The sequence below is a fragment of the Nocardia arizonensis genome (assembly GCF_001310275.1).
In the GTDB taxonomy this organism is placed as follows: domain Bacteria; phylum Actinomycetota; class Actinomycetes; order Mycobacteriales; family Mycobacteriaceae; genus Nocardia; species Nocardia arizonensis.
Map to the genome: position 1 here is coordinate 1 of NZ_LGYZ01000133.1, position 11,761 is coordinate 11,761.

Genomic DNA, 11,761 nt, shown 5'->3' on the forward strand with positions numbered 1-11,761 from the left:
CGGCGGTGTTCAATACGATTTGCCAGAGGTTTCATCGCAGGCATCCCCGCGTCGCCGTGAGGTCGACGTGGTTGCCCGATCGGGAGATCCGCGGATGGAGATCGACATCACCTGCCCGAGTTGCGGGCGGCTGGACTGGGTGCAGAGTGTGCCCGCGTTGTGCTCGGACGGGACCGCAGTCTCGTTCGGCAGCGGATCGTATTCGGGGTTCGGTATCTCGAGCGGTGGGTTGGTGCCGGTGTTCGGCACCATGACCGTCGATCGCACCCATACCTCCGCGTTGGCCGGTAGTTTCGCTCGCGAACCCGCCTGGAAGCCGACGCGACGGCTGACCCGTTGGGGCTGTCTGTTGCTGATTCCCGCGTTCTTCATGGCCCTCGTCCTGACCCTCGGCATCATCTTCTCCACGGACCCAGGAGGAGGCCAGGTGAACATGGCTCTGGCAGGGGTGTTCATGGTCGGGTTCACCGCGTCACCGGGCCTGTTGTGCCTGGCTGTCGTGTGGGCTCGCTGGCGTCACAACAACCGGATCCGGCGCGGGCGCCCGGCTGCGCACGGGCTGTGGCGGGCCGGGTTCTACTGCCATCGGTGTGGTTGGGCGTTCTGGCCGTATTCGCCGGTGGCGGGTATTCCGGTGCGACAGCCGTTGTCGCCGCAGCAGTTCCGCGGGTATGTGTGGCAGGTCGGCCGCTACTTCGTCAGCTGATCCACCCTCCTGTAGCACGCATCCCATCGGCGGATACTCACCCCGTTCATCCTCGAACGAATCGCCGTCCCTGAGTCGGTGAACTGTTGCGAGGTCGTTGGCAATGCTGTGTTTCAGCGTCGGCCAACGAGCCAAGCGATTCGGTGCTCGCTGACGGTGTGACGCGCAACTGATCCGAAGTGGTCGCTGCCGAGCCCGGCGTCATGTCGATTGGTCGGTCGGTGCCGAGTCACCCGCTGTCGTCGGTGGTCGAGCACTGCCGGTACCGGCCTGTGGCTCCTCGGTCTGCACGGCGTGGTCGGGGGTGGTGTCGGTCGGTGCGGCGACGTCGGCGGACTCGGCTGGCTCGTTGGGCTGTGTTCGAGCGAGGGTGATGAGTTGGCGGACTTGTTTCGGGGTGATCTCGAGCAGGTCGGCGACGTCGTCGTCGGTGTGGCCGGGCTGGTCACGAATGATCGCCGCCGCGTGGCCCTGGTCGGCGCGCAGACCCGCGATCTGGGTAGCGGCTTCGTCTTCGACGACGCTGATCCGGCGTCGTAGTTCGGTGATCTCGGCGTCGCGTTTGGTCTCGCACGCGGTGATCGCCTGCCAGTCGGTGAGGTAGCGGCGCACCGCCGCGGACACTTCGCGGTCGCGTTCGCGGGCGAGTTCGCGGCGTCGGCGCACCCGCTCACGTGAGCGCTGCACCCGCTGGGTCATTTCCGGTGATCGAGCCGTGCGCGGCGAGCGCGGTGGTCGACGTTCAGCCATGTGCTGACCTCCAACAAATCCGGCCAGCCTGCTGATCCTCCACCACCGATGCTACTCCCCGCCCGCGGGCGTGATCACCGATCGTGTCCTCGCGTCCGACAGACGACCACCGCGACGTCACCGCCCTGTTCAGGGTCGTCCCCCGACCGACAGGCATCGACGGCGCTCCGCGGTGCTTGCTCGCTGTGGCGTTGCGCTGCGGCCCCTGTTCCCGCACACCGCCATCGACATCCCCGTATCGCTCACCGAAAGGAGTTTCGCCGTGTCCACCCCCATCCCATTCCCGTCTGCGAGCCGGTTGATCGCGTCGGTGCCCGGCATCATCGGGTTCCTCCCGCAGCGATCGTTGATCCTGATCCTGATCCCGGCCACGACCGATCCCGGCCACGACGAGCCGGCGGCGCTTCCCCACTTCGATCTCACCGAGGATCCCGCCTCGATCACCGACCGCCTCGCTCCCCTGCTCACGACGCTGGGTCCGGCGATCGGTTACGTGCTCGTCATCGACGACCGACTACACCCTCCACACCACGACCCGACCACGACCACGACCGGCCAGATCCGCCATCACCGCCTGGTCGAACACGTGGTGCGCGCGTTGACCGACAGTTCTGTCCGGTGGCAGGGGAGCTTCGCGACTACCGCGATCGTGGCGGGCGGGGTGTGGTGGTCGCTGTCGGGGCCCGCCGATTCCGGGACCCTACCCGACCCCGCTCACTCCCCCTTCGCGCGCGAGCGCGCGGCGCTCGGGGTACCGGTGCTGGCGTCCAGGACCGCGCTGGCCGACTCGCTGGCTACCGATCCCGCACTCGCCGAACAGGTCTCGGCGGCACTGCCCCAGGCTCTCGCCGACGTCCACGGCCGCCGCGCGGGGATCGCCCACGCCGAGGCGATCTCGGATCAGGACCGTCGTGACCTGGAAGCGGTGCTGTATGCGATCGCCGATCACGCCGCCGGGGAGGAGTTCACCGCGGGTCGCCTCGCACGGCTGGGGGCCGCGCTCGGTATCCCGGCGGTGGAGCGATGCCTGCCCGCGACCGCCGCCGGTGCGCACGCCGTCGCGGCCGAGGGCTTGTGGGTGTTGTTGACCCGCAGCCTGACCGGCCCCCACCGCGCCCACCCGGCGGTTCTGCTCGCCCGCAGCGCCCACCTGCGCGGCGACGGCGTGCTGGCCCGGATCGCCGTCACAACAGCGCTGGAAGCCGACCCCGCCGACCTCTACGCCCGCCTGCTCTACGCCGTGATCGAACGCGGCCTGCCGCCCCGGGCACTGAACCGGCTCACCCGCTCGGCCACCACCGCCGCCGCCGACCTCGGCATCACCATCGGCTGAGAACCCCGGCATCCGCTACTCGGCCGCCGGGGTCCGCGCACAGCCACCCCGCGCCCGGCGCATCGCAGCACCGGCACCTCCGCCGAATCGGCGAAAAACGGGTTGCCGTACCGATATCAGCCGCTCAGCGCAGCCGCAGCCGAACCGAAATCGTCTGTCACACCCTCGGATACGTGCCTGTAGCCGAACTACGCAGCCGCGATGGACACCACGGCAGCGGCGGCACTCCCATCTATCTCCCTATCTCCACCAGCGAAGGGATCTCTCGTGCTCGACTACGAAACGCCGTCCCCGCCGCGCGAGTGGATCACCTCGATCCACTCCGCGTTGGACTTCACCCCGACCCGATCACTCATCGTGATCGGGCTCCCCGACCAGCACACCGACCAAGCCCGTGCTTCGGTGTCGTGCGTCGAATTCAGCGCCAGCGCACCGATCCTTGCTGCGTGGCTGCGACGCCGCCTCGCCTCCGCCGATACCGGGATCGGATACGCGATCCTCATCGACGACCGCCTCACCCCCACGACCACACCCGAATCCGACCATCCCGGATACCGGCTGACCGAATACCTCACCGACGCATTCGCCGGAGGTCCTGTCCCGATCGCGGCGAGCTGGGCGACCCACGCACTCACCCCCGACCAACCCTGGTGGCCGCTGCCCGCGACCGAGGACTCGACCACGACACGGCACCTCCCCGCCACGCTTCCCGCCTTGTCCCACACCCAACGCTTGGGCGAGGTATTGACACCGGACCTCGACCTGTTCGACGCGGTCACCGCCGAGCTCCCGGCCGCGCTCGACGCACGCGCGTGCCGCCTCTGGGCCGACCACGACGAGCACGTGCGCGATCTCGACCGCCGCGACCTGGAACTGGTCCTCGAGACGATCGCCGATATCGACGACGGCGCCACCCCGACCGCGCGGCGACTCGCGCGCGTCGCTGTCGCCCTGTCGGTTCCCGCGGTCTCCCAATGCCTGCACGCCACCGCCGCGAGCGAATACGCCGACATCGCCGAGACGTTGTGGGCACTGTTGGGTCGCTGCCTGAACGGGCCGCTGCGCGCGACCCCGGTGATGTTGCTGGCCTACAGCGCGTTCCTGCGCGGTGACAGCGAACTGACCGCGGTCGCGACCTCGGTCGCGCTGCACGCCAACCCCGGCGAAATCACCGCACGGCTGATCTACGCCGCCTTCGACAACCCCCTGCTCGCCGAGTCCCTCGACATCAACGTGCGTTTCGGCGCCGCCGCCGCGACCGACCTCGGAATCACCATCGACCACACCGGCACCGACTGAACCACCGCGCCGTCCGACGACCCGCCGCCGGCCCGGCGCGCGGTCACGCCACCGCGCCAGCGATCCCCTCGGGCCGCACCACACCCGGCGCGACCTCACCGGCACCGCCCAGTCACAGGCCGCCACCCGACGGGATCGACACCTACCCGACGCGATCGACCGACTCCGGTTACCGGGTGCTCGCGTCTTCCCGCCTCTGCTTCGCCCTGGCGGGCGACTTCGACCGAGAAAGGCGGTCCGTTCCGTGCCCATGTCCATCATTACCGGCCCCGCCGTATCGCGTGGCACCCGCCGCGCCCGCCGCCCGGTCATTTCCCTTGGTGCGGTGGATTTCTCGCTCGCACCGGGCCCGGACCTGCTCGACTACGACCACTATCTCCTGTCGCTGTCGAGCGGCAAGGACAGCCAAGCGATGGCAGATGTCCTGGTCGAGGTGTTCCACCGCCTCGGCGTGCTGGACCGGGTCACCACCGTCCACGCCGACTTGGGCCGCGTCGACTGGCCCGAAACATCGGCGCTCGCGCGAGAACACGCTGAGTACTACGGGCTGCGCCATGAGGTGGTAGCCCGCACCGGCGGCGATCTGCTCGACCGCGTCACCGAACGCGGCAAGTGGCCATCGCATAGAAACCGTTGGTGCACAAGCGATTTCAAGAGATCACCGGCGCGGCGGGTGATCACGATGCTGGTCGCGGAATCCCGCGCCGCCGGGATCGTCGACCGCCCGATCAAGGTCTTACACGCGATGGGTCATCGGGCCCAGGAATCGCGGGAACGCAGCAGACGGCCCGCGTTCGTGCACGAGCCCGGCCGGACGTGTCCGTGCCCGTCGTGTGCCGCCGCCCGCGCGGACGGGAATCCTCCCAAGGGCGGTGTCTCGAACTCGCGACGGATCGTGGACACCTGGCTGCCCATCCACGCCTGGGACCTGGCCACGGTGTGGGCACGGATCGCGGCGGCGGGCACCCGGCCACACAGTTCCTACCGGGCTGGATTCGGGCGAGCGTCGTGTGTGTTCTGCATCTATTCGTCCAGGTCAGGGCTGGTTCGGGCCGCGCGCCTGCACCCGGAGTTGGCCGCGCAGTACGCGGCGGTCGAGGCCGAGATCGGGCACCGCTTCCGGGTGGATGTGTCCATGGCCGAGGTGATCGCCGACGCCGCCAGCGATACCGGTGCCGGGGTGGTCGCCGACCGGATCGACTGAACCCGCGATGACCCGCCGCTGCGACCGGCTCCGGTCCGTTTCCTGGCACGCCGAGCCTTCCCTCTCCACGCATCATCCGAACTCGCAGAAAGGCGAGAGATTGTGAGTGACAACGAGATCGACGCCTATCACCCCGATTTCGATCCGTACATGCCCGATGAGCATCGGATCGAGGACGCGGTGAAGGTGTACATGGTGTTCGAGGACGGCCGCTGGTGTCTGGACGCGTTGATCCAGCAGGGCGATCCCCTCGACGAGGTGACCGGCACCCGGTGCAGCTACGAGCAGCCGCGCGAGGATTGCGCGGTCTGCTCGACCCCGCAGGGCCTGGCCGCTGTCGAGGCCGCCGACCGCGCCCCGATGCCCACCCCGCGCGAGTTACTGGACATGCTGGCCGCGGAGTTCGGTGTCGTTCTCGTACCGGCCGCGATGGCAGGACCCGGACCCCACATCACGCGCCTGAGCGCGCAGATCCAGCAACTGCTCAACAGGCGCAGCGAAGTCGACCAACTCGGCGAACAACTGCGCGAAGCCTTCGTCGCCGCGGTCGAACTGGCGACCTACCTCAACACCCAGCCCCGGCACGGACGACTGCACACTGTGCGGTCCCTGATCGCCCGCATCACCAGGAACCCCAGCTCATGACCCACCCTGCCGGGGTGGCGGCGGCCTGCGGGTGCCCCGAGTCCGCATCCTCGGTCGTGGGCGGTGTCCATGTCCGCCATCACCCGCGGTGTCTGCACGGTGAACCCCGCCGCTACGTCTGGTCCTACGCGGGCGCCTTGTACACCGGCAGCCTGGCCGACTACGGCGAGCACTTCGAATCCCTGGACCCCGACGCCCGCCACCGGCTCACCGCCGCCGGGGACGAGTTACGCACCTGGACCGAGCACTACCAGCTGCACGTCACCACCACCATGACCCCTGAGCACCGCGTGCTCTGTCGCCTCGCCGTCACCGGGGAATGGGTCGACCTGCTCATCGACATGTCCCGTTGACGCCCAGGCGCGCCGGCGCAGCTCCGGACGTTCGAGTCCGCCGACGCCCCGCCGAGTGCGCGGCCCGCGGTGCGGCGTCGCCCCGACGGCGGGCTGCCGAGCCCCTCGTGTCCCTGCCCCCAGTGTGAAAGGTGATCATCGATGGCTGTCAGAACCTCGGTGCCGGTGCCCGAGTTCGCTCGCGAGATCCTGGCCGAGTCTCGCATCGAGGGCAACAACCTGGTGTTGCCCCAGCAGTTGAGCCACGCCGACTACCGGAAGATCAACAGGGTCATCGAATCCATGGGCGGGCGATGGAACCGCCAGGCGCGCGCCCACGTCTTTCCCGACGATCCCACCGAGATCATCGCCGCCGCCCTCGCGCGCGGCGCGACCCCCAACACCGACCGGAAAGTCCTGACCGGGTATTTCGCGACTCCCGAACCGGTGGCCCGCCATCTCGTGGCCGGTCCGCATGCCGGGATCGCGGCTCTGCCGCCGGGTGCGCGTGTGCTCGAGCCCTCAGCCGGGGACGGTGTGCTGGTGCGGGCGATCCTGGCCACCAACCCCGGCGTGGAGATCACCGCCGTCGAACCCGACCCCACCCGTGCCGCCGCGATCGACTACGACCCGCGGGTCACCATCGTCATCGACGGATTCGACGAATTCGCCGCCACCGCGGAACCCGGGTACGCCGCGGTGGTGATGAACCCGCCCTTCGCATTACCCGGGCGGGCGACGGTGTGGATGGACCACCTCTACACCGCCTGGAACCTGCTCGACCAAGGCGGGCAACTGCTGGCCCTGGCGCCCGAGAACTACACCTACCGCGCCGACCGCGACCACCACGCCATGCGCGAGTTCATCACCGCCCACGGCGGGTACGAGTCACTGCCGCCCGGATCGTTCGCCACCTCCGGCACCGGCACCGCCGCCGTGCTCCTGCACGCCCGCCGCCCCCACGACCACTGACACCGGCACTCATCCGAACCACCGGTCTGCACCGACGCCGGGCCACCGCTGTCGATTCCGGCCAAGGTCGCGGTCCTGTGCACGCCGGACCGCGTCATCGTGCTGAAAGGAACGGCTCCCATGCGCGAGGACGTCGAGGGATTGTTCCCTCTCGCAACGCTTTTCGGTGACGAGGCGATGCCGATATGCTGGTCGTTCGGATTAGGCGTCGATAGCGCCGCCGGCGTTACCCGCACGCTGCTCGATCCGGGGTTCCGGCCCCCGCAGTTGCTCGATGATCTGTCGAACCTCACCGTGATGGTCGCCCAAACCGGTGACGAGTGGCGAGTGACCAATGACCTTGTCGCCCAACATATCCTGCCGCTGCTCGCTGCCCGTCGGGTGCGTTTCGTCGAAGTCGCGCGCGCCGGTCCGAGTGTCGCCGATGGGATCGTGGTCCTGCAAGACACCCGGACCCCGACCCGGCTGCATCCCGACCCCGACGAGCACGGCTTCTACCCGCTCTCGGCCGAGCACCGCGGCAACGGCGTCATGCCCACCCTGGCAGGGCGCGCCTGCTCGGCCAAGGCCAAAGGCCAGCCCCTAGATGCTTGGCGCGCAACACATTTGGGTCCGCGACCCTACATCCACGCGATCGGTTATTCCGCAGAGGAGTCGGGGCGGATCGCCCGCGACACCTCGGTCACGATGGGCGGGCGCCGCCACCCGATCTACCCCTTGTACGAGGCGGGAATGACGCGCGCGATGAGCCAGGGCTACCTGTACGGATTGTTCGGTGTGTGGTGGCCGAAAAGTTGCTGTAGGCAGTGTGGCTATATTTCGGTACCTAGCTGGCCCGATCAGCTCGCCCGCTACCGCACCTTTCCCGAGGAAGCGTTCAAACATCTCGTCGACGAGTACTGCGCGCTGGCGCTCAACCATCGCAGTGGCCTGTTCGGGCCGGGTAAATCGTTGCGGGACCGCCTGCGCGCCGACGGTGCTTGCGAGGTCCATGCCCTGGCCGACGCGGCGATGGATGTGTGTGAGTGGGCGGTGTATCGGGTACGGCGCTGCTACAGCGCCCGCGCCCAAGCATGGCGCGCGGTCGAGATCATCCACCGCGCCGACCGCGCCGAGGCCGAGCGGTTCATCGGCAACCTCGCCGATAGCCTCCAGATAGCTGTCCGTGTCGACGGTGAGCACACCCGGCTCTGGCTGACCGTCGAGACCGAGGACTATCCACGCCTGGAAGAGTTCTTCGTCGCGGCCCCGAACACGATAAACCCGAAGAAACGTTCGGGTTTCGAGACCCGGTGGGGCGGACACGCCGACGAACGGCTGCTGGCACTCGAACACGCCGCCCTCCACTACGCGGACTCTCCGGTCGCCGCCTGAGCGCCGGTTCCCCGGTTCCTCACGCCGACTGCCAGTTTCGCACTCCGCGCCCCGCGCCGCATCCGGTCCACACCGCGCCGAGAGCTGTTCCATTCCCGGCTCCCGATGCGGTTGCGGCTTCCGACGGCCCGGCGCGAGCTGGCCTGCCTCCCTACCGAAAGGACGATGATCGTGTCCCAGATTCAGCACGAGTTCACCGCTTTGGAGACCGAAACCCTGATCTGCACGGCCGCGGAGCTGTGGGCCAGTACCGGCGACCCCCACGACATCCTCGGCAAGCACCAGAAGCAACTGCTCGACCGCGCACACGAACGTCTCACCGACGACGACCCCGACGACGGCGAACACCCCGTCGCCGGCCCCACCGGCGAGAAACCGGCGACGGCCTTCGTCATCGCTCACCACGACCCGGTCCCGTTCGCGATCGACGAACCCGCCTTCGCGCGGTGGCTGGCCGCCCACCACGACCGGGTCGAGGGCCTGCTCCCCGGCGAGCACGACACCCTGCCCGCCAGCGACCTCGTGGCGTTCTTCGACGCCGCGCGCGAGGCCGAGGTCCTCACCGAGGACCCGCGCCTGGAGCTGTGCCTGGACCACAACGACCCTCCCGGCCTGCCCGGGTTCACCCTCATGCTGCGCAACCAGCACGGCGACCAGGACGGGCTCGGGCTAACCACCGGATTCACCCAGATGTTGTTCCCCGACTCCGGGACCTCCACCGCCGAGGCCGCACGGTTCCACCTCGAACACATCCTCGAGGTCGCCAACGGCGTTCTCTCCCTGCTCACCGGCCGCCTCTGACCTGCGCAACGCCGCGCACCTCCTCTCCCACAATCAGTGAAAGCAGGACTCGCCATGATCCCCGTTCCGGAACTACGTACCTGGGCAGCCGGCCTGGACCTGTCCCACCACGTCGGGATCGACGAGGGCGGGCTGACCCTGGTGGAGATCCCCGACCACGACCGGTCCTCCGGCGCCTACCTCGAGGTCGGCGGCTGCGACGACGACCCCGACCCCACCGACCCGCCGACGATGGAGACGGGGCCGGTGAGTGCGGCGCCGGGTTCGGTGGTGGTGTCGGTGGCGGATCTGCTGGCCCTGGTCGGCGGGACCCTCACCCGCGCCGAACTGCCTCGCGTGCGGGCCGCGATACGGGACTCGAGCGTCGGTGACACTTTCAGTGAGGTGGTGTTCGCGGTCATCACCGCGCGCCGACACGAACTCCTCGCCGGGCTGCGGGAGTTCTTCAATCCCGGCGCGTTCACCGGCCGCCTCACCCACCGACCCCTCGCCGAGTTGCCGAGCGATCACATCGGTCGGCTGTTCGGTCAGATCGAACACGCGTCCAGGCTGTCGCTGATGCGGGTGTGCTGCGGGGACGCGGCCCGGGTCTGTGTCCTCGACCGCGAGACCGACCGGTTGTTCGACCTCGGCGAGACCTTCCAGGCGTGGCTGCACGGCGACGCCCCGCTGCCCGGGGCGGTCACGGGGTGGATCGGTGATCCCGTCGACGACTTCACCTACGACGAACTCACCCACATCGGCCGCCACGACTACCGGCTGCCCGAACATGACGCCGCCAGCGACTGACGTCGTGCCGGATCACAAATCCGGCAGCCACACAACACACCCATAAACATGCGTACATCTGCATGTCGATATTGGATGGAGGTGGTGCTCCGTGTCGGAGCCACTCACGATCTCCCACACCGCCGAGGAAGGCACTCTGCTGGAAGGGACCGCCCGCGGCGACGGCACCTACGAGGTGATGCTTCAGGTGCGCGAGGCGATCGGGCATTGGAAGTGGGGCCGCAGCCTCGACGGCTGGTATGTGGTGTCCTCGCGTGATCGCCAGCCCAAGCAGTACCACATCGACTACGCCGCGACGAAGCTGCGCGAGGCCGGATACACCGTCGAAGTCGACATCGACCGCACCGCGCGCGCGACCGCCGACGCCGAGACCGACCGCGCGAGCCGTCAGGCTGATAGGGTCGATGCGTTGCGGGACAAGGCATCCCGCAAGGACGCGAAAGCCAGCGCCGCGGAAGCCGCGGCTCAGCGGGCCCACGACAGCTTGCCGCCGTTCGGCGAACCGATCAAGATCGGGCACCATAGCGAACGCCGTCATCGCAACGCGATCGACAAGGCGTGGAAGACATTCGGGCGCTCGGTCGAAGCCGACCGCGAGGCGACCCGCGCCCACCAGCGTGCCGAGTCCGCCGCCCACACCACCGAACAGCGGTACTCCCCGCGCACGGTCGCCAACCGCATCGACACCCTCGAAGCCGAACAGCGCGGGGATCAACGTGTCCTGGACGGGCACACCCGCCGGTTCCTCGACGGCCGCGGCGAGGTCTACCAGACCGAAACCACGACCCCGGCGACCGGCGAATATCGGGAGCGGGTGCTGGCCCGGATGACCCAGCGCGAGCGCGACATCGCCTACTGGAAACAGGTCCGGCAATCCCAGATCGATGAGGGTTTGACCCCGGGCTGGGGCCGCGACGATTTCACGGTCGGGGACTTCGTGCGCGCCCACGGCTCGACGTGGCGTCAGATCACGCGCGTGAACGCGAAATCGGTGTCGGTGGTGAACTTTTCACTGTCGCCGATGTTGCTGCACACGATCACCGCGAAGATGACCGGGCACCGGTGGATCACCACCGACGACACGGTGCGTTTCCACGAGGTCACCGCCGTCATGACCGAGGCCCAGGCCCGCGACCGGTTCCCCGACATCTTCGCCGACCTCGACACCACCACCGTGCCGCCGCGCCCGAAACGCAAGACCGGCAGAACCAAACTCGACTACCAGCAGGGTCTCCAGGCCGAGCACTGGTCCTGGACGGTCGAGGGCATCGACTACGACGCGACGTGGCCGCATCCACCGTACTGGTACGCCACCCCACCCGAGCCCATCACCGAACCGGGTGTGCTGCGGCTGCGCGCGCGGCACCGCCCGGACAGCCGCGTGTTCGGTGACCCGGTCGAACTCCCGGTGACCGAGTTCGCGATCACCGGGCCGGTGCGCTGGCCCGAAGAGGTCCACAACCAGGTCCGTGACCTGGTCGAGGCCCGCACCTACCTGCCCGCCGCCTGACATCCTCCGCGCACGACATCGCGCCATGACGATTCCGCGCGCCACG

General features: G+C 68.8%; 12 protein-coding genes. 11 read left to right on the forward strand and 1 reads right to left on the reverse strand.

Annotation, left to right across the window (positions count from 1 at the left end; genetic code table 11):
* Nucleotides 1-94 precede the first annotated feature (94 nt).
* Nucleotides 95-706: a hypothetical protein gene (locus APZ21_RS34910; RefSeq protein WP_040712486.1), complete on the forward strand. Its 612-nt coding sequence runs from the start codon at nt 95-97 to the stop codon at nt 704-706.
* A 201-nt stretch (nt 707-907) separates the two neighbouring features.
* Here the strand turns inward: APZ21_RS34910 and APZ21_RS31235 are convergent, their stop codons facing one another.
* Nucleotides 908-1,456, reverse strand: coding sequence for a hypothetical protein (locus APZ21_RS31235; RefSeq protein ID WP_156371422.1), 549 nt, complete (start codon nt 1,454-1,456; stop codon nt 908-910).
* 262 nt (nt 1,457-1,718) lie between these two features.
* Here APZ21_RS31235 and APZ21_RS31240 point away from each other — a divergent pair, with 262 nt between their 5' ends.
* The 10 genes from APZ21_RS31240 (at nt 1,719) to APZ21_RS31285 (ending at nt 11,715) form a co-directional block, all read left to right on the forward strand.
* Entirely contained in the window at nt 1,719-2,789 is a 1,071-nt protein-coding gene (locus tag APZ21_RS31240; protein ID WP_051030114.1) for a DUF4192 domain-containing protein, read from the forward strand.
* Between the two features lie 267 nt (nt 2,790-3,056).
* Entirely contained in the window at nt 3,057-4,088 is a 1,032-nt protein-coding gene (locus APZ21_RS31245; RefSeq protein WP_040712482.1) for a DUF4192 domain-containing protein, read from the forward strand.
* Nucleotides 4,089-4,413: 325 nt separating this feature from the next.
* Nucleotides 4,414-5,292, forward strand: coding sequence for a phosphoadenosine phosphosulfate reductase domain-containing protein (locus tag APZ21_RS31250; RefSeq protein WP_239476953.1), 879 nt, complete (start codon nt 4,414-4,416; stop codon nt 5,290-5,292).
* Between the two features lie 102 nt (nt 5,293-5,394).
* The gene (locus APZ21_RS31255; protein WP_040713614.1) at nt 5,395-5,937 is read left to right on the forward strand and encodes a hypothetical protein; all 543 of its coding nucleotides are present in this window, start codon (nt 5,395-5,397) and stop codon (nt 5,935-5,937) included.
* On the forward strand, nt 5,934-6,290 hold the full coding sequence (locus APZ21_RS31260; protein ID WP_156371423.1) for a hypothetical protein: 357 nt from the start codon (nt 5,934-5,936) through the stop codon (nt 6,288-6,290). Before APZ21_RS31255 ends, APZ21_RS31260 begins: the two co-directional genes overlap by 4 nt.
* A gap of 141 nt (nt 6,291-6,431) precedes the next feature.
* Nucleotides 6,432-7,241 carry a methyltransferase gene (locus APZ21_RS31265; protein ID WP_082393604.1) on the forward strand — a complete coding sequence of 270 codons (810 nt, stop codon included), beginning with the start codon at nt 6,432-6,434 and terminating at the stop codon, nt 7,239-7,241.
* 120 nt (nt 7,242-7,361) lie between these two features.
* Entirely contained in the window at nt 7,362-8,615 is a 1,254-nt protein-coding gene (locus tag APZ21_RS31270) for a hypothetical protein (protein WP_051030271.1), read from the forward strand.
* A 171-nt stretch (nt 8,616-8,786) separates the two neighbouring features.
* A complete protein-coding gene (locus APZ21_RS31275) occupies nt 8,787-9,416 on the forward strand; it encodes a hypothetical protein (RefSeq protein WP_156371424.1) in 630 nt (209 codons plus the stop codon).
* Between the two features lie 54 nt (nt 9,417-9,470).
* On the forward strand, nt 9,471-10,205 hold the full coding sequence (locus APZ21_RS31280) for a hypothetical protein (protein ID WP_040713620.1): 735 nt from the start codon (nt 9,471-9,473) through the stop codon (nt 10,203-10,205).
* Nucleotides 10,206-10,296: 91 nt separating this feature from the next.
* Complete coding sequence (locus tag APZ21_RS31285) at nt 10,297-11,715, forward strand: DUF3560 domain-containing protein (protein ID WP_063719986.1); 1,419 nt, start codon at nt 10,297-10,299, stop codon at nt 11,713-11,715.
* Nucleotides 11,716-11,761 lie beyond the last annotated feature (46 nt).

Coding starts and splice junctions, on each gene's coding strand:
- APZ21_RS34910 (WP_040712486.1), top strand. CDS start 95: ATGGAGATCGACATCACCTGCCCGAGTTGCGGGCGGCTGGACTGGGTG.
- APZ21_RS31235 (WP_156371422.1), bottom strand. CDS start 1,456: ATGGCTGAACGTCGACCACCGCGCTCGCCGCGCACGGCTCGATCACCG.
- APZ21_RS31260 (WP_156371423.1), top strand. CDS start 5,934: ATGACCCACCCTGCCGGGGTGGCGGCGGCCTGCGGGTGCCCCGAGTCC.
- APZ21_RS31265 (WP_082393604.1), top strand. CDS start 6,432: ATGGCTGTCAGAACCTCGGTGCCGGTGCCCGAGTTCGCTCGCGAGATC.
- APZ21_RS31270 (WP_051030271.1), top strand. CDS start 7,362: ATGCGCGAGGACGTCGAGGGATTGTTCCCTCTCGCAACGCTTTTCGGT.
- APZ21_RS31280 (WP_040713620.1), top strand. CDS start 9,471: ATGATCCCCGTTCCGGAACTACGTACCTGGGCAGCCGGCCTGGACCTG.